The 19,376-nt window shown below is 41.4% G+C and carries 14 protein-coding genes; 8 read left to right on the top strand and 6 right to left on the bottom strand.

Annotated elements, in window-relative coordinates; all coding sequences use genetic code 11:
- Window positions 1-36: 36 nt before the first annotated feature.
- The 3 genes from SD427_RS10700 to SD427_RS10690 all read right to left on the bottom strand — a co-directional run bounded on the left by SD427_RS10700 (window position 37) and on the right by SD427_RS10690 (window position 3,335).
- Window positions 37-1,215, bottom strand: a complete 1,179-nt coding sequence (locus tag SD427_RS10700; RefSeq protein ID WP_320557785.1) for an acyl-CoA dehydrogenase family protein — start codon at window positions 1,213-1,215, stop codon at window positions 37-39.
- Between the two features lie 121 nt (window positions 1,216-1,336).
- The gene (locus SD427_RS10695; RefSeq protein WP_320557784.1) at window positions 1,337-2,125 is read right to left on the bottom strand and encodes an NUDIX hydrolase; all 789 of its coding nucleotides are present in this window, start codon (window positions 2,123-2,125) and stop codon (window positions 1,337-1,339) included.
- A gap of 16 nt (window positions 2,126-2,141) precedes the next feature.
- Complete coding sequence (locus tag SD427_RS10690; RefSeq protein WP_320557783.1) at window positions 2,142-3,335, bottom strand: MFS transporter; 1,194 nt, start codon at window positions 3,333-3,335, stop codon at window positions 2,142-2,144.
- Window positions 3,336-3,511: 176 nt separating this feature from the next.
- On the opposite strand from SD427_RS10690, the gene SD427_RS10685 reads away from it, so the two are divergent.
- From SD427_RS10685 to SD427_RS10655, 7 genes are all read left to right on the top strand, one after another.
- Window positions 3,512-6,418 carry a TonB-dependent receptor gene (locus SD427_RS10685; protein ID WP_320557782.1) on the top strand — a complete coding sequence of 969 codons (2,907 nt, stop codon included), beginning with the start codon at window positions 3,512-3,514 and terminating at the stop codon, window positions 6,416-6,418.
- A complete protein-coding gene (locus SD427_RS10680; RefSeq protein WP_320557781.1) occupies window positions 6,342-7,949 on the top strand; it encodes a RagB/SusD family nutrient uptake outer membrane protein in 1,608 nt (535 codons plus the stop codon). The genes SD427_RS10685 and SD427_RS10680 overlap by 77 nt, the downstream gene beginning before the upstream one ends.
- A 15-nt stretch (window positions 7,950-7,964) precedes the next feature.
- Window positions 7,965-8,825, top strand: a complete 861-nt coding sequence (locus SD427_RS10675; protein ID WP_320557780.1) for a hypothetical protein — start codon at window positions 7,965-7,967, stop codon at window positions 8,823-8,825.
- A gap of 21 nt (window positions 8,826-8,846) precedes the next feature.
- Entirely contained in the window at window positions 8,847-10,313 is a 1,467-nt protein-coding gene (locus SD427_RS10670) for a glycoside hydrolase family 30 protein (protein WP_320557779.1), read from the top strand.
- 19 nt (window positions 10,314-10,332) lie between these two features.
- Entirely contained in the window at window positions 10,333-12,555 is a 2,223-nt protein-coding gene (gene bglX / locus SD427_RS10665) for a beta-glucosidase BglX (RefSeq protein ID WP_320557778.1), read from the top strand.
- A gap of 193 nt (window positions 12,556-12,748) precedes the next feature.
- Window positions 12,749-13,558, top strand: a complete 810-nt coding sequence (locus SD427_RS10660) for a glycoside hydrolase family 16 protein (RefSeq protein WP_320557777.1) — start codon at window positions 12,749-12,751, stop codon at window positions 13,556-13,558.
- A gap of 86 nt (window positions 13,559-13,644) precedes the next feature.
- Window positions 13,645-15,084 carry a glycoside hydrolase family 30 protein gene (locus tag SD427_RS10655; RefSeq protein WP_320557776.1) on the top strand — a complete coding sequence of 480 codons (1,440 nt, stop codon included), beginning with the start codon at window positions 13,645-13,647 and terminating at the stop codon, window positions 15,082-15,084.
- A 140-nt stretch (window positions 15,085-15,224) separates the two neighbouring features.
- Here SD427_RS10655 and SD427_RS10650 read toward each other — a convergent pair whose 3' ends face one another.
- Together SD427_RS10650 and SD427_RS10645 are read right to left on the bottom strand one after the other, a co-directional pair.
- Window positions 15,225-16,034 carry an enoyl-ACP reductase gene (locus tag SD427_RS10650; RefSeq protein WP_320557775.1) on the bottom strand — a complete coding sequence of 270 codons (810 nt, stop codon included), beginning with the start codon at window positions 16,032-16,034 and terminating at the stop codon, window positions 15,225-15,227.
- A gap of 119 nt (window positions 16,035-16,153) precedes the next feature.
- Entirely contained in the window at window positions 16,154-16,453 is a 300-nt protein-coding gene (locus tag SD427_RS10645) for a hypothetical protein (protein WP_320557774.1), read from the bottom strand.
- 537 nt (window positions 16,454-16,990) lie between these two features.
- Here SD427_RS10645 and SD427_RS10640 point away from each other — a divergent pair.
- The gene (locus tag SD427_RS10640) at window positions 16,991-18,358 is read left to right on the top strand and encodes a hypothetical protein (protein ID WP_320557773.1); all 1,368 of its coding nucleotides are present in this window, start codon (window positions 16,991-16,993) and stop codon (window positions 18,356-18,358) included.
- Window positions 18,359-18,488: 130 nt separating this feature from the next.
- Here the strand turns inward: SD427_RS10640 and SD427_RS10635 are convergent, their stop codons facing one another.
- Entirely contained in the window at window positions 18,489-19,343 is an 855-nt protein-coding gene (locus SD427_RS10635) for a nucleoside phosphorylase (protein WP_320557772.1), read from the bottom strand.
- Window positions 19,344-19,376 lie beyond the last annotated feature (33 nt).

Raw genomic sequence — 19,376 nt, 5'->3', positions numbered from 1 at the left:
ATATCAGGCTCTTTATTGTTTACATTTATTCAATATTTAGAAAGCATTGATCCCGGTAATATCCATGCCTGTAATCAGCAGATGAACATCGTGGGTACCTTCATAAGTAATAACGGATTCCAGGTTGGCAGCATGCCTCATCATCGGAAATTCACCCATGATTCCCATTCCGCCTAAGATCTGCCGGGATTCCCTTGCGATATCGATGGCCATTTTTACATTGTTTCTTTTCGCCATTGAAATCTGGGCCGGTGTTGCTTTATGGTCGTTTTTAAGGTTGCCCAGCTGTAAGCAAAGTAACTGTGCCTTGGTAATCTCCGTTAAGAATTCAGCCAGTTTTTTCTGCTGCAGCTGGTAGGAGCCAATCGGTTTCCCGAACTGCCTTCTTTCTTTGGAATACTGCACTGCGGTACAGTAGCAGTCAATGGCTGCCCCGATAACGCCCCAGGATATCCCGTATCTGGCGGAATTCAGGCAGGATAAAGGCCCTTTCAGTCCGGTAACACCCGGAAGCAGGTTTTCTTTAGGCACCTTTACGTTATTGAATACCAGTTCACCCGTTTTGGAAGCCCTTAAGCTCCATTTGTTATGGGTTTCCGGAGTAGTAAAGCCTTCCATGCCCCTTTCAACGATCAGTCCCTGCACTTTCCCTTCTTCATTTTTGCCCCAGACCACCGCGATATCGCAAAGCGGCGAATTGGTGATCCACATTTTAGCCCCGTTCAGAAGGTAGTGGTCGCCCATATCTTTAAAATTAGTCTCCATAGACCCCGGGTCTGAACCGTGGTTAGGCTCGGTCAATCCGAAAGATCCGATCATTTCCCCGGCAGCCAGCTGAGGCAGGTATTTCTTTTTCTGCTCTTCAGAACCGAATTCATTGATCGGGAACATCACCAGCGAACTCTGCACTGAAGCTGCTGAACGTACCGCAGAATCTCCTCTTTCCAGTTCCTGCATGATAAGGCCGTAAGAAATCTGGTCAAGACCGGAACCTCCGTACTCAACCGGTATATAAGGGCCTAAAGCCCCGATTTGTCCCAATTCCTTCATCAGTCCCGCAATATCGGTATGATCCTGGGCTGCCTGGTCAATCCGCGGCATAACAGAACTTTCTACCCAGTCTCTGACCGATTGACGGATCAGCTTATGTTCTTCGGTAAGTAAAGCATCAATCCCGTAATAGTCAGGTATGCTTGTAAGGGGATAATATGACATTGTAATTTAATTTTCCTAAAAATAGCACTTTTCACGAGTTCATGGAAATTTTTTTTACATGCATTTTATCAGCTGGCAATGAAAGGGTTAAATTATAAGGGCAGTGATCATCGGAACCATCCTAATGTTCATCTTCGTTGGAAATAGGGTACTGGTTGGCAGGATGGTAAATCCTGTTTTTAAACTTGTATAAATACGGCGCTTTGTTGGCAGAGCCGTCATACAGCTTTTCCAGCCTTTCCAAAATATTAAGGCTTAAGATCTTGCGCTGGAAATTGTTTCTTCTGAACGATTCCCCTAAAATGGTTTCATAGAGCGACTGTAAGTCTTTCATCGTAAATTTTTCCGGTAAAAGGTTGCTCGCCGCCACTTCGGTATTGATGTTCATCCTCAGGTATTCCAGTCCGGTTTCGATAATGCGGTCATGGTCGAAAGCCATCTGCGGAAGTTTGTTTACTTCAAACCATTCACAGCTTTCGTTAAAAGCATCGGGAAATGTATTGGCCATTGAAAAATCAATCAGGCTGCAGTATCCGACTGTAACAAACCGCTGGAAAATCCAGTGGTCCTTAGGGACTTCAATGCCTTTGTTATTGAGAAGAATCTGATGGACATTGTTTTCAGTCCGGTCAATTCTTCCGAAGGTATGGAACTGTTTAAGGAAAATATCCTTAAGATGCGTCCTCTCGTGTAAAACCCGCGCAGCGGCCTCCCGGAGATCTTCATCATTGAATACGAAACCTCCGGGCAGCGACCACAGATTCAGGTCGTGGTACTTAAGAAGCAGGACTTTCAGGATATTGTTATGAAAACCAAATATGGTGCAGTCTACCGATATGTGTGCTACAAAGTCCTTTGTATCGATAAGTTCCTGAAGGGTTTCTTTGTTTTTTTCGTTTTTGGTTTTCATGTCAGTAAAAATAAAATTATTTTTCAAAAGTACGGTCTGCAAGCTTAAAATAAATCAAACTTATGATCAGCAGTACGGTAACGGCCGACAGAATGTACAGTGAATAATAGCCCAGCATCCGGTTTCCGAACAGAACAGACATCATAATAGAACTTACAGAACTTCCCAGAGATGAGAAAATGACAATCAGTGAAGTGAAAAGGTGGGTCCTGCTTTTGTCTACCCGGGCGATCATTTTCGAACTGATCACAGGATACAGCGGTGAAAGGAAAAGGCCGGTAACGGGGAATAAAAACAATAGTATTTCTGCATCATCTGCACCGAAGAACTGGATACCGCTGATGACAGCCAGTACCAGCATAATGAGCGAGAGGCAGGCGGTATAATATTTCGACAGGGCAAACCTTTGGATCAGATTAGCTGTAATGATTCTTCCGATATAGGAAAAAACAGCCATGAGTGATGTAGCCTGGAGCGAGAAAAAAGAATTTACCTTCAGATGGTTCTTATAAAATGAAGGCAGCCAGGAATTAAAGCTCTGTTCTATGAATACGATGGAGAAAATAATGGCTAAAAATAGAGCCATCAGAGGATTAACCAGTTTTGAAAGTTCTCTGAGCATGCTCTCTTTTTCAGTAGGCACAGATTCTGAGACAGGAAGCTTTAAAAACAGGAAGATTGTAATAGCTGACAGTAATGAAATGGATAAGAAACCGAATTTCCAGAATTCTGAAAAGCGGCTGGAAATAAGCGATCCGAAACCGATGTTCACAACGAAAATGCCGATCATGAAAGAAGCCTCGACACTGTTCATGGTCCTGGCTAAAGATTTCTCATCTGAAATATTGTGCCTGAGTATTCCGTATACACAAATCTTCCCGATGGCAAAACAGGTCCCGACAATGGCAAACCATAATTTATAAAACCAGAATACTTCCACGAACGGCAGGATTAATGAGCAGATCCCGACAATGGACAGGGCAAGAATGAGTGATTTTTTAGTCCCGAACCTGCTGATGAAATTGACGGCAAAAAGGGAGATAAAAGCAATCGGCAGATCTTTGAAAGATTCCAGGAAACCGAGTTTTTCGAAGGTGATTTTTGCCTCCGAAAGCTGCAGGATAACCAGGCCCATACAATTAAGCACCATTGAAAAAATAAGAAAAGTAAGTTTCAGCGGAAGGGAGATTCGGGCAGTGCTGGTCATCATTTTGGGGATTAATTTTATTGCTTTTTATGATTTTTTATGAAAAGTACGGGAAAAAATAGGCCTTTGAAGTCCCAAAAATAAAGGAAAAATTAAAATATTTATTAAGATAATGTTAATTATTTAAAAAAAAATATATTTTTATTGTCTCAATTTGAGAATTAAAAAACTAACTGTATATGAATGTAAAAATATCTAGAAGTTTAGGGATGGTTGCCGTGCTCTACTTTACGGCAAATTTCAGTGCCCAGAACACATCGAATGACACCGTTTCCAAGGAGACCAAAATCGAGGAAGTGGTAATGATCGGCTACGGTACCCAGAAGAAAAGCAATGTAACGGGAGCCATTTCCAGCATCAAGGCGAGTGACATTGAAAACATTCCTGCGGGTAAGCCGGAGCAGGTACTTCAGGGCAGGGCAGCCGGTGTGAATGTAATTACCAATTCCGGACAGCCGGGATCCGGAGCAACAATCCGTGTAAGAGGGATTACCAGTTTCGGAGCAAGCAATGACCCTCTTTGGGTGGTTGATGGAATTGTTGTTGACGGAATCGGTTGGCTGAATCAATCTGATATAGAAAATATTGAAGTCTTAAAAGATGGTGCATCATCTGCCATTTACGGAGTTTCGGCGGCCAGAGGTGTAATTCTGGTCACTACTAAAAAAGGAAAACGAGGAAGGCTTAATTTAAGCTATAATGGATTTTACGGCATCGGTAATGCTTCTAGGAAATTAGACCTTTTAAATGCTACACAGTATGCAACGATTCTGAATGAGGCATATGTAAATGGTGGCCAAGCTCCAAAATTCAGTAACCCGCAATCCTTAGGAGCCGGAACAGATTGGCAGGATGTAATTTTCAATACAAGTGAAAGATCAAACCATGAATTCAGTATCAACGGAGGCAACGAGAAGTCAACATTCTACGGATCTTTTGGGTATTATGATCAGACCGGTATCGTAATGAGTGATATTTCATATTACAAAAGACTTACAGCACGTTTAAACTCTACTCATAAACTCACGAACTGGCTTACAGTAGGACAAACATTAGCATACACACATACAAAATCACAGGGAATCAATTCCAATGGAGAATTTGGAGGACCATTGAGCTCTGCAGTTAATCTGGATCCTACAACACCTATTCTTAATCCTGACATTTCCAGTGTTCCTCTGGCTGCAAGGCCTTTTGTAGTAAAAGATGCCAATGGAGTCCCATATGGTATTTCCAGTCTTGTTCAGAATGAAATGACAAATCCTCTTGCTTTCAGATATACTCAACTGGGCAATACCGGATGGAGCGATGATTTTATTGCTAATGTGTTTGCAGATCTAAAGGTTATGAAAGATCTTACTTTCAGATCATCGATCAACGGGAAAAAAGCATATTGGGGAAATAAGAATTTTACTCCTCTGTATTATTTAAGTGCTAATTATAGTAATTTAGGAGTAAACAGCCTTAGCAGAACGAATCAGGAAAAGTTTGAGTGGAGTCTGGAAAATACAATTAACTATCAAAAAAGATTTGGTAAACACAATCTGAACCTGCTAGCAGGTAATGGGTATTACGAATATAATATCGGTTTCGGACAAACTGTAACGCACAGTAATCTGCCTATTTCGAGCTATTTGGATGCTTCATTTAATTTTGATGTGGGAAGAGCAAATCAGACAGTCAATGCTTGGGATAACATCAATACGCATAAAGTATCATATTTCGGAAGGATAATATATGATTATGATAATAAATATTTATTTACAGGAACATTGCGAAGAGATGGTTCTTCAAAATTCGGAGCGAATAATCATTGGGGAACATTTCCTGCATTTTCCCTTGGCTGGAATGTAAATAATGAAAGCTTTTGGCCTGAAAACAAAATCATTAATACGCTTAAACTTCGTGGAGGATATGGTATTTTAGGAAATGACGGAATTAATGATTTCCAATTTGCAAGCTTCTATGTATCGGGAGCTAACTATCCTTTTTATAACAGTTCAGGTACTGAAGTTATACAGCCCGGATACCTGCCTAACACTTTAGCAAATCCTGATTTGAAATGGGAAACTACTTCGCAGCTAAACTTTGCCGCCGACTTTAGGTTCCTAAATAATTTTAACTTAACAGTAGATTATTATAAGAAAAAAACCTCTGATATCCTAAGGCAAATTTATATTCCGGGATATGTTGGTGTAACAGTAGCTCCGACAGCGAATATAGGTGATATGGAGAATGAAGGAGTAGAGGTAGAATTGGGATATAAGAAAAACTGGTCTGATTGGGGTGTATCTGTAAACGGAAATTTCGCCTATCTGAAAAATACCGTTACAAGACTTGAACAAGGCAGAGACTATATTGATGGCCCCGGATTTCAGTCTATGGGACCAGTATCAAGAATCCAGGTAGGAGAATCTTATGGTTCATTTTATGGATATAATACATTAGGGATTTTCCAAAACCAAGCTCAGATTAACTCTTATGTAAACGCCAACGGACAAATGATTCTTCCAGATGCTAAACCTGGAGACTTTATCTGGGCAGATGCTAATGGAGATGGAAGAATTACAGATGCTGATAAAGTGAATCTCGGAAATTCTGTACCTAAATTCACTTTCGGGATGACCGTTAATCTGAATTATAAAAATTGGGATTTTATGGTATTTGCACAGGGCCAGGCAGGTAATAAAATTTTTCAGGGTTTAAGAAGGCTTGATCTGTTAAATGCCAATTACCAGACAGCAATTTTAGACCGATGGACAGGCGAGGGCACTTCAAATTCTACACCAAGGGTAACGGTTGATGATACCAATCATAATTACACATGGATGTCAGGTTATTATTTGCAAAAAGGAGATTATGTGAGAGTAAAGTTGATTCAGCTTGGGTATACTCTTCCACAAACCATGACACAAAATTTCGGTGTGGGTAAACTTCGTCTTTATGTAACTGCAGAAAACTTGTTTACATTTACAAAATATACGGGATATGATCCTGAAATCGCAGCAGGTGACAGCTTTGGTATTGACAGAGCTTACTATCCGCAGGCAAGAACATTTATTTTCGGTGCGAATATTACATTCTAAAAAATTAACAATGAAAAATAAAATTTATAAAATAAGCATAGCTGCGTCACTTTTTTTAGGACTGGCAATTACCGGTGTTTCATGTAATAATGAAAATATCGAAGATGTAAAATACTTGGGAGCATTTCCTACAGACAGCTTTTTCAGAAATGAGCAAGAATGCTTTTTCGCATTGGTTGGTACTTATGATGTTGTACGGAAATATGCAGGAGGATTTGAAAACATGGTAACTTTCTTTAATGCAGGTTCAGATGACTTCTATGCAGGAGGAGGAAGTGGTACAGACGGGGCCGGAATTCAGGGGATATCTAATTTTCAAATTAATCCGAATACCATACCAGCAAGTTACTGGAGAGATTATTATCAGGGAATTTCAAGAGCAAATGTGCTTATCGAAAAAATTCCTCAGGCAGATATGAGTGATGCCGTTAAGAATAGATTCACAGCAGAAGCAAAAACTCTTAGAGCTTTATATTATTTCGATCTTCTCCGTACCTTCGGTAATATTCCGCTTATCCTTAAAGAAATAAAGGCAACAGATGATTATTATAATATTCCTCAAGCTACTCCTGCCGCAGTATACACACAGATAGAGCAGGATTTGCTGGCTGCAATTCCCAATCTGCCTGCTACAGTGAGCGGTGTAGAAAGAGGAAGGCTTACACAAGGTGCTGCGAAAGCACTGTTGGGAAAAGTATATCTGTATGAAAATAAGAAAGCTGAAGCTGCTGCACAATTAGCATCTGTTAATGGTACTCCCGGAACAAGCAGCCAATATGGTTATAAACTTGTACAGAACTTTGCAGATCTCTGGGTTACAGATAACAAGTTTACTACCGAATCTATTTTTGAAGTAATGCATACTAATCAGGGAAGTTCAGACTGGGGTTTTTGGGGACAAGGTAAAGATGAAGGAAATTCAATCTGTATTATGACGGCTCCAAGAGGCTACAGTAAGCTTAAAGATGATGCCCCGGATCTTATAGCCGGATGGGCATTTAATCCTGTTACAGAAAATCTTTTTAATTTTATGCAGGGAGATCCGAGACTCAATGCATCCATTATGAACATAAAATCATTAAAACAGCAGGGTAAGGCTGATTACTCTGGTGCATATATGGATTCAGGATATTTTCTTAATAAATATCTTCCTACATTAAGTGAAAAAACAACTTTGCCAGGTGCTTGGGAATTAAATTTCAGAAAAAACTATATTCTGATAAGATTGGCAGATACTTATCTTATGGAAGCTGAGGCACTTAACGGTTCGGGCTCCAGAGCACAAGTTCTGTTAGATGCAGTAAGGGCAAGAGTCGGACTGGCATCAGTTCCAGTTTCTATACAGGCAATTAAAGATGAAAGAAGAAGAGAACTGATAGGAGAAGGACATCGGTTTTTCGATTTGGTAAGATGGGGAGATGCTCCTTCAGCATTAGCATTTAAAGGCTTTGTAGCAGGTAAAAACGAAATTATGCCAATTCCTTATACAGAACTTACCGGTACGATTCTTAAACAAAATCCTAAATATTAATTCTGAACTATAAATATGATAGCTAAATATATTACAAAGAGTCTTCTGATGGGTATTGCAGTTCTTTCTTTTGCCGCTTGTACACCTGATACAATTGATGGTGACGGAAACGGTATTACTCAGGATATGGTAGACGGCACATTTAATGTAAAAAAAATTACAGAGAATAAATATACGCTTACAACAAATGCCAATAACTATATAACGACAAAATGGAGCATAGATGGTGATGCTTTCAAAATAGGAAAAAATATACAGGATTTATTTCTTCCTGATGAAGGTATATATATAATAAAACACCAGGCAATAGGAATTGGTGGCGTTATCGCGGGTACAGACAGTAAAACCATAACTGTTACTAATTCTGATCCTGTTTATGGTAATATTATTAAAGGGGGAAGATTTGATACGCCTGCTGATGCATCAAAATGGACAGTTCATAACATCAGTACGTCGGGAGCACAGTGGATACTGAGCAATCCTACAGGAATGGCCACTTTTGTAGCTACTGGAAGTAATCAGCAGGCTATTTATCAGCCGATACAGGTTGAAGCAGGTCAGAAGTATTCGATTGATATGAGCGTAAAGTCTAATACTGCACTGGAAGATACCTGGTTTGAAGTGTATGTCGTAAACAGTATTCCTGCACAAGGTCAGGATATCAGTGGTAATGTTTACAGAAATATTAACACATGGGACGGTTGCGGAAAAGCAGCTTTTGACGATAAAATATCTGCTATTGGCTGTAACGGTGATAAAAACGGTGGAGTCTATACAGCCACGACAACTGGAACCGTCTATCTTGTTATCAAATGCGGCGGAAAAACCGTTAACAGCTTAAGCATAGACAAAGTGGAGTTCCGCAGAATGCAATAATTCTTACATACAAATTTTAATATGAAATCACAACATTCATATAGTTTCTTTAGAGGTGCTGCGCTTTGCGGTGTAGCACTTCTTTCTTTTTTAAACTGCAGCAGTACATCTTCGGATTTATCGAATAATGATAATCCCGGAAGCGGAACAGGAGCAGGAACCGGTACGGGAGACCCTATACAGGTATGGCTTACCAAAGGAGACCAGTCCGTAAAACTCCAGCAGCAGGGCAATGCGTCTTTTTCAGGAACCGCTGGTACGGGAACAACCATTGAGGTGGATGCTTCACAGGTATTCCAGACAGTGGACGGGTTCGGGTATACCCTTACCGGAGGAAGTGTCCAGGTGATCAACCAGCTGAGCACAGCCAAAAAACAGGAACTGCTAAATGACCTGTTCAGCAGTTCGGGAATCGGGATAAGCTACCTGCGGATCAGCATCGGGGCTTCCGATCTTAACAGTGAAGTTTTTACCTACAATGATCTGCCTTCCGGCCAGACCGATGCAAACCTTGCACAGTTCAGCCTTACGAAAGACCAGGCCGTTGTTCAGATGTTAAAGGATATTCTGGCAATCAATCCCAATATTAAAATCCTTGCTACGCCGTGGACGGCCCCGGTATGGATGAAAGACAACGGAAACAGCATCGGAGGAAGCTTAAAACCGGAGTATTACAGTGTTTATGCAAAATACTTTGTGAAATACATCCAGGCTATGCAGGCTGAGGGCATTAAGATTGATGCCATCACGCCTCAGAACGAGCCGTTGCATCCCGGTAACAACCCGAGCATGTACATGACGGCCGGAGATCAGGCAACATTCATCAAAGCACATTTAGGGCCGGCTTTTCAAGCTGCCAACATCAATACCAAGATTATCGCGTATGACCACAATTGCGATAATCCGGCTTATCCGCTGGCTGTTTTAAATGATCCGGCTGCAAATCCTTTCGTAGACGGTTCGGCATTTCATTTATACGCCGGGGATATTTCTGCCTTAGGTACCGTCCACAACCTGTTTCCGAATAAAAATGTGTATTTTACGGAACAGTGGACGAGCTCTACCGGAAATTTCTCAGGAGATCTGGACTGGCATGTTAAAAATATTGTCATCGGTTCCATGAGGAACTGGAGCAGAAACGCATTGGAATGGAATGTCGCCAATGATGCATCATTCGGACCGCATACGCCGGGCGGATGTACGCAATGTAAAGGTGCCGTTACAATCACAGGTGGATCAAGTTATGATAAAAATGTTGCCTATTACATCATTGCCCATGCCTCAAAATTTGTTCCGGCAAATTCTCAGAGAATTGCTTCCACACAAGGGGATAACCTTTCAACGGTCGCTTTCAAGACGCCTCAGGGGAAAACGGTTTTAATTGTACAGAACAGCAACACCGGAGATAAGACATTTAATATTAAATATAATCAGCAGACCGCTTCTGTTACCATGCCGGGAATTTCTACTGCAACGTATATTTTTTAAACTAAAACCAAACCAAACGATGAGGAAAATTTCATTTGTATTACTATTATCAGCATTTGGGATGAATGCATACGGGCAGAAGACAACCGATCAGAAAGTTTCTGAGCTGCTGTCTAAAATGACGTTAGAAGAAAAAGTAGGGCAGCTGGTTCAGTACAGTGGTTTTGAATATGCTACAGGCCCTCAGAATTCCAATTCGGCAACGGTTTTAGATGAAATTAAAAAAGGGAAAGTAGGTTCCATGCTCAATGTTGCAGGCGCGGAAGAAACCAGGAATTTCCAGAAGCTGGCGTTACAGTCCAGGCTGAAGATTCCTTTGCTGTTCGGGCAGGATGTAATCCATGGTTACCGAACGACATTTCCCGTAAACCTGGGACAGGCGGCAAGCTGGGATCTGGCTTTGATTGAAAAATCAGAAAGGATTGCAGCCACGGAAGCTTCGGCATACGGAATCCACTGGACATTTGCACCGATGGTTGACATTGCCAGGGACCCGAGATGGGGAAGGGTAATGGAAGGCTCAGGTGAAGATACATACCTCGGGACACAGATCGGGCTGGCCAGAATTAAAGGGTTTCAGGGCAAAGGCCTTGGGAACCTTGACGCGATTATGGCCTGTGCGAAACATTTTGCAGCGTACGGCGCGGCAGTCGGCGGAAGAGATTACAATTCAGTCGACATGAGCCTTAGGCAGTTGAATGAAACCTATCTGCCGCCGTTCAAAGCAGCGGCAGAAGCCGGCGTGGCAACATTTATGAACTCATTTAACGACATCAACGGGATTCCTGCCACGGCAAACAGGTATATCTTAAGAGATCTGTTAAAAGGCAGGTGGAATTATAAAGGTTTTGTGGTTTCAGACTGGGGAAGCATCGGTGAAATGGTGCCGCACGGGTATGCAAAAGACAATAAGGAAGCTTCGGAAAAAGCCATCCTTGCCGGAAGCGATATGGATATGGAAAGCCGTGCTTATATGGCAGAGCTTCCCGGTCTGGTCAAGGAAGGAAAGGTTGACCCTAAGTTGATTGATGATGCTGCAAGGAGGATTTTGATTAAAAAATTCGAGATGGGGCTTTTTGATGACCCTTACCGGTTCAGCAGCGAAAAAAGACAGAAAGAACAGCTGAACAATCAGGAGAACAGAAAATTCGGAAGGGAATTCGGTTCAAAAAGTATTGTGTTATTGAAGAATGAAAAAAATATCCTTCCGCTTTCAAGATCTGTAAAAACAGTGGCGCTGATCGGGCCTTTCGGAAAAGAGACGGTTGCGAACCACGGTTTCTGGTCAGTAGCTTTCAAGGATGACAGCCAGAGGATTGTTACGCAGTTTGACGGGATTAAGAACCAGCTGGATAAAAATTCGACTTTACTTTATGCTAAAGGAGCTAATGTTGATGATCAGGATAAATCCATGTTTGCTGAAGCCGTGGAAACGGCAAAAAAAGCAGATGTTGTGATTATGACTTTAGGCGAAGGCCATGCGATGAGCGGTGAAGCGAAAAGCAGGAGCAGCATCCGTTTTTCAGGCGTTCAGGAAGACCTGTTAAAGGAAATTGCCAAAACCGGAAAACCCGTTGTCCTGATGATCAATGCCGGAAGGCCTTTGGTTTTCGACTGGGCAGCTGACCATATTCCGGCCATTATGTATACCTGGTGGCTAGGAACGGAAGCAGGGAATTCCATTGCAGATGTACTTTTCGGAACCGTAAACCCGGCGGGGAAACTCCCGATGACATTTCCGAGGACAGAAGGGCAGATTCCCGTATATTACAATTATTACAACACGGGAAGACCTGCAAAAAACAATGCCGACAGGAATTACGTTTCAGCCTATATTGATCTGGATAATGACCCGAAATTCCCGTTCGGATACGGTTTAAGCTATACGGATTTTAAATACTCTGATATGAAGGCAAGTGCTGCCAGCCTTAAAGGGAACCAGGCGCTGAACATCAGTATCAATGTAGCCAACACCGGAAAATACGACGGGGAAGAAGTGGTACAGCTGTACATCAGGGATTTAGTGGGCAAAGTAGTAAGGCCTGTTAAAGAACTGAAAGGGTTTAAGAAAGTATTCATCAGAAAAGGGGAAAGCCAAACAGTAAACTTCACACTGACTCCGGAAGACCTGAAATTCTATGATGATGAACTGAATTATAACTGGGAAGCCGGTGAATTTGACATCATGGTCGGAACCGATTCACAGCATGTTCAGACCAGAAGTATTAACTGGATAAAATAAATAGTAGTTATTTTTACTTACTGAGAGCGGGATAAAACCCGCTTTTGGTGGTAAAGGACATTAATTTAATGAGCTGGATATTAATACCACATTTTCCACTCTGGGACAAGCAGGGAGCATTAAAGAATCTCATCCTTTATTTTACAGTAATGATTTCTTCCTCAGAAAATAAGTTAACCCATAATCACAGACTATGAATACGAAAATCCAATATATTTTTCATTTTGTTATCGGGGGAACGCTGATTTTTTCTATTTCAGGCTGTGCTTCAAAGAGACCGGATGCCAACCGTGAACTGATCTGGAACGACGAATTCAACGGAAAAGGCATACCTGATGCTGCAAAATGGAATTATGATGTCGGCGGCAGCGGCTTTGGAAATGAAGAATCCCAGTTCTACACCAGAGACCGTCCGGAAAATGCAAGGATGGAAAACGGCAGCCTGATTATTGAGGCCAGAAAGGAAAACTGGGACAACCGTAAATATACTTCCGCAAGGCTTCTGACGAAAGGAAAGTTCTCTTTTCAGTACGGCACGGTAGAGGTCCGGGCAAAACTTCCGAAAGGCCGTGGTACCTGGCCCGCCATTTGGATGATGAGCGAAAAGATGAAAACCTGGCCGGATGACGGGGAAGTGGATTTAATGGAACATGTAGGGTATAACCAGGGGTATGTTCATGCCTCTGTCCATACAAAAGACTATAATCATAAAATCAATACCCAGAAAACGGATACCGTATTCGTAAAGGATGCCAGTGAAAAATTTCATGTCTATACATTAAACTGGACGCCGGAACGGATTGATGCTTACGTAGATAACCGGAAGTTTTTTACGTATGAAAACACGGAGAAAACTTATTCGGCCTGGCCTTTTGACCAGCCGTATTTTATCATCCTGAATCTGGCAGTCGGAGGATTCTGGGGCGGGAAAGAAGGGATTGATGATTCCGTTTTTCCTCAGAAATATTACATCGATTACGTAAGGATTTATAAAAACAATTAATATTAAGACTCCTTCCTTCAAAAGGACAGAGAGACTTCAAAATAATTTTTGACACAGTAGTTAATTATATAAAGAAAGAAAAGAAAATGAAGAAAATAGTCGTAAGTTGTCTGGTAGCCGGAATGGCTTTTAATGCGAATGCTCAGAACTACTGGAAAAAAAACGCTGGGAAAACGGCAAAAGTAATTTTTACCGGTTCTAAAACAAACGAGAAGATGGTAGATAAGGGAGCCGTTAAATTTGAGAAAATGGCCCAGCCGATGGAAACGGATGCCTGTATTTTTGTGGATCCGGATTTTAAATATCAGAAATTAATCGGAATCGGAGGTGCCATTACCGATGCCTCAGCCGAAACCTTTTACAAGCTTCCGAAAAATAAGCAAAAAGAAATTATTGAGGCTTATTACGGGAAAAACGGTTTAGGATATACAGTCGTGCGCACCAATATGAATTCCTGTGATTTCTCAAGCGATTCTTATACCTATGTCCAGGACAATGACACCTCACTGAAATCATTTAATGTGGCGCATGATGAGAAGTATAAAATCCCGATGATCAAAGAAGCACAGAAAGCGATCGGTAACCAGTTTACCTTTTATTTTTCACCCTGGAGCCCGCCGGCCTGGATGAAATCTAATAAAAGCATGCTGAAAGGCGGAAAGCTTGAAAATGCTTTTTACCAGACCTGGGCAGATTATTATGCCAGATTCATTAAAGAATATGAGAAAAGAGGGATCAACGTATGGGGGCTGACGGTTCAGAACGAGCCGATGGCAACACAGACCTGGGAATCCTGTATTTATACGGCAGAAGAAGAAGGGGAATTCCTGAAGAAAAATCTTGGACCCACACTTTGGAAAAACGGGTATAAAGACAAAAAAGTAATGATCTGGGATCATAACCGTGACCTGATCTACCAGAGGGCCACCACGACGCTGAGCGATCCCGAGACTTCAAAATATGCTGCCGGAATCGGTTACCACTGGTATGAAACCTGGAATAACAAGACGCAGCTTTTCGACAACCTGCTGGAAACGCAAAGAGCTTTCCCTGATAAGTTCCTCGCTTTTACCGAAGGCTGTAAAGAACAGTTTGATCTGGCTAAAATCTATGATGTAAGTTTAGGTGAACTGTACGGACGGAATATGATCAACGATTTTAACAAAGGAACGGCTTTATGGACAGACTGGAATGTGCTTCTGGACCAAACCGGAGGACCGAACCATGTCGGGAATTTCTGTTTTGCCCCAATCATTGCGGATACCAGAACAGGAGAAGTGCACTATACCTATGAATATTACTATGTGGGCCATGTTTCGAAATTCATTAAGCCCAATGCGCAAAGAATCGGAAGTTCATCCAACAGGGCGGCACTTATTTCCACAACCTTCATGAATGAAAACGGACAGCTGGTTACCGTAATCATGAATGACTCTGACCAGGATATGGATGCCAATCTCTGGATTGAAGGGATGTCGGCAAAGCTCGCTGCTCCTGCCCATTCGATACAGACCGTAATTTTATAAAAAACTTCATATTTACATTATTTTTTAGAACCGGCGGCACCTTTGGTGCCGCCGGTTTATTTTTTTTCCATCCATAAAAAATGCCGGAACAAAAAATTGTCCCGGCATATACTATATTAAATACTTCAGTGTGTATTTATTTATTCAGCATCATATTTTCTGATCACTTTCTGGGTAACTCCGGTGCTGCTGAACCCTCCGTCATGGAAAAGGTTCTGCATGGTTACTTTTTTGGTAAGGTCAGAGAAAAGTGTTACGCAGTAGTCTGCACATTCAAGGGCTGTGGCATTCCCCAGCGGAGACATATCTTCTGCAAAGCCTAAGAAATTCCCGAAGCCTTTTACCCCGCTGCCCGCCGTAGTAGGGGTAGGCGACTGGGAAACGGTATTGACACGTACTTTTCTTTCTCCCCAGTAGTTACCGAAAGTTCTCGCGATACTTTCAAGATAAGCCTTGTTGTCAGACATATCATTATAATCAGGGAATGTTCTCTGGGCAGCAATATAGGTAAGTGCAAGAATACTTCCCCATTCATTCATACAGTCTTTTTCATAGGCCACACGCATCACTTTGTGGAAGGAAACCGCGGAGATATCCCAGCCTTTTTCCAGCCAGTCGTAGTTCATTTCTGTATAAGGTTTTCCTTTTCTTACATTGATAGACATGCCTATAGAATGAAGGATAAAATCGATTTTACCAAATTTGGCAACAGCCGCATCAAAAAGTTTTTCCAGATCTTCAATAGAAGTTGCATCCGCGCCGATCACTTCAGATCCTGTTTTTTCTGCTAAACCGTTAAGTTCTCCCATTCTTAATGCAATAGGGGCATTGGATAATATAAATTCAGCACCTTCTTCATGACATCTCTCTGCAACTTTCCATGCGATTGATTGTTCATTAAGGGCTCCGAAAATAATCCCCTTTTTGCCTTTAAGTAAACCGTATGACATAATTTTTTAAATGTTTATTAATATACAAATGTAGGAATATTTGTGCTGATGGCATAATAAAAAACGGGGCCTTCTTTAAAAAGGTCCCGTTTTTTGAAAATATTTATTGAACTGAAATTTTAATTTGTCTTTTTATTCCATTCTGCTTTTACGTCTTCTGATGCATCTTTGGTTTTTTCCCATGCATCATTTGCTTTGTCTTTAATAGTATCCCATGCATCTGATGCATTGTTTTTTACCCTGTCAAACCAGTCTTCCTGCTGAGCTTCCTGGTCATTATCTCTTTTTTCCTTGATATAGTCTTTCGCTCTATCAGCAAGTTCTTCAACTTTCCATTTTGCGTCGTTTGCCGTACTTTTTAATGAGTCTTCTGTGTTGTTAACTGCATTTTCCGCTTTGTTGTAATCTGAATTGTTCATAATTGTACTATTTTGTTTGTGTTATTTTATCGATATTTATCAATGAACAATAACTATTCCTAAAATTTTTGTGCAATGTTAAATTTTTCATAAAATTTAATTCCGGAATTCTGATAGTCTGGGTATGTCTTAAGTCAGCCATTTTCTGTACTAATAATTGCCGTTTCTCCACAGTTTAAATTAAATGCCAGTTGCTGTGCTTTTAAGGGGCTGAAAATGATTCTCATACATTTAAATTAAAAAAAATATTTATTCAGGGATTACGTTTTATTCAATTTTTGACAAAATTAATTCTGATAAACGTAAAATCAGGTTATTTCATAATTATTAGAAAACCATGTTATATGTGGTTTAAACAATGATTTAATATAGAATTAATTCTATGTTCATATTCATCAAATAGTGATTAAAAGGCACATTTTATCATATTAATTCACTATTGGGGTATTAATATAAAAATAATTCAAAAAAATACTCATATTGTTGAAAAATATTATATTTGCACCACAAAACTGATAACTGTTTAAAAACTTTTAAATGAAAACAAAAACAACAATTCAGTGCTTATCCGTATGCCTGATATTAATTAATCTTAATAAGGCAGCCGCTCAGGTGGGGATAGGAACTGTAAATCCGGATTCTTCTTCTATTTTACACATTAATTCTAATAACAAAGGTGTGCTTTTGCCCAGCATTGCCCTGACTTCGGTTACGGATAATGTAACCGTTCCTTCACCGGCAGACGGATTGATGGTCTGGAACAACGGGCTGGGCGGATTAACCAACAGTGGATTTTATTACTGGAGCAATCTTAAATGGAATATGATTGCCACAGGATCAGGCAATACCACCGCTGCAAACAATTCCAATAACTGGAATAATACCGGTACCAATTCCGGAAATTACGGCGGATCCGGCACCAATCTCTCGTTAGGTACCAGTACGGCTGATGATCTCGTTTTTAAAGTGAACGCGACAAAAGCGGGAAGGTTCGGGGTAGATAATTCCGTAAGTCTGGGTGCCGGCGCCAGTGCCGGGCAGAACGGTATTGCCATCGGTATTTCAGGCTCGGCCTATCAGGGGGTCTCTATTGGGAATGAGGCTGCTGTAACCGCAAATGAAGGCCTTGCACTAGGAAATAAATCAAGGGCTGAGGCTTATCAGTCCAATGCAATCGGATACAAAGCGAGAACCGGTAAAAATGAATCGACGGCTATCGGCAACAATGCGTTTTCAGATGCCTTCCAGTCTACCGCCATCGGATACAATGCAAAGACAACAGGAAATGAATCCTCCGCATTAGGAAACAGTTCCTGGGCTGCAGGATTCCAGTCTGTCGCTTTAGGGTATGGGGCCAAAACAAATACCAACAGTGAAACAGCCATTGGGTACAACTCGGTAACCGCCGGGCAGCAGTCTACGGCAGTAGGGTCGGCGGCATCTGCAATAGGCCAGAATTCCACGGCTATCGGGTACAAAGCATTCACTTCACAATATAATGCAATTGTTCTGGGAGACAACAATGCCAATGTAGGCATCGGTACTTCTACACCTAACAGTACGGCAAAGCTGGACGTGAACGGGCAGTACAAACTGGGAGACAGGGGAACTGTAAATAAAAACCAGATCAGTTTTGAGGTATGGCCGGCTGTTTCTGTGAATAACCTGGCTTCAGGGAAAACGGTTACGATGGATTTTGCCATTCCTTCAGCCCTGATTCCCAATTCCACAAAAGCCACCATCACCGTTACGCCGGCAGGGGATTTTGCCGGAAACACTTCATTTTCAATTTCAAACCCGAGAATGACCTCAACATCGAATATTACCATTAATCTCACAAACATATCCGAAAATCCGGAGAGTTTGTACTCTTCCCATTTTTATGTGACGGTCAATGAATTTTAAAAAAACAATATAGAACCTTGAATAAGTTTTTCTTTGATAGATAATAAAAAGGATCTCATGAGTGAAATGAGATCCTTTTTTATTTTAATATTCTTGTCCGGTAACCAGACACATAATGTTCTGCCCTGTTTTATCTGATAATTCTGTCCAGAACCCATGTAATCAGCCTTTTCTCCGAGCCGTGATGATCTGCGGAAAATTCGCCGCGTCTCCTGTTGGCAATGACATTGTTTACGGTGATTGCCTTATGCCCTAACAGTTTGGAAAGTGCATAAATGGCAGAAGTTTCCATTTCAAAATTTGTTATGCCCAGGTCGTTCAGGGTTTCTAAAAACTGATCGTCCACGGCTTTCAGGCGCAGCTGCCTTCCCTGTGGCGCATAAAACCCGGGAAAAGTTGCCGTATTTCCGTGGTATTTTGCGTCTTTGTACAAGTCACCCAGCTCTTCTGCCCAGTCTGAAAAATAAAGCATCGGTTTGATCTTCTGATAAGGAAACTTGTCCATGAAATTTCTTGAGAATTCATTTTCAAATTCATAATCCGGGTAAAAATGCATGAGTCCGTCCAGCCCTACCACGTTCTGCGTTACCAGCATATTATCCACCTGGATATCAGGGTTTACGCTTCCGCAGGTCCCCATCCTGAACAGCTGCAATGACGAATGCTCTGTTTTAAACGCCTTATTTTTAAGATCGATATTCACCAGGGCGTCCAGCTCGTTCATGACAATATCAATATTCTCAGTACCGATCCCCGTTGACATCACGGTAATCCTTTCGCCGCGCAGTGTTCCGGTATGGGTGTAAAATTCCCTTTTATTTTTTTTGATCTCCACCGTATCGAAATAGGCCGAAACTTTCGCTACCCGGTCCGGGTCACCTACCAGGATAATCTTCTCAGCAATATCTTCAGGCAAAAGGTTAAGGTGGTAAACACTTCCGTCTTCGTTCAGAACCAGTTCTGAAGCCGCCAGTTTATTAAGCATATGTTTTTTATTTTGAATTAAAGTTGTTTTAAA

The organism is Chryseobacterium sp. JJR-5R (genome assembly GCF_034047335.1).
Lineage (GTDB): Bacteria > Bacteroidota > Bacteroidia > Flavobacteriales > Weeksellaceae > Chryseobacterium.
This window is presented reverse-complemented; position numbering and strand designations above follow the sequence as displayed.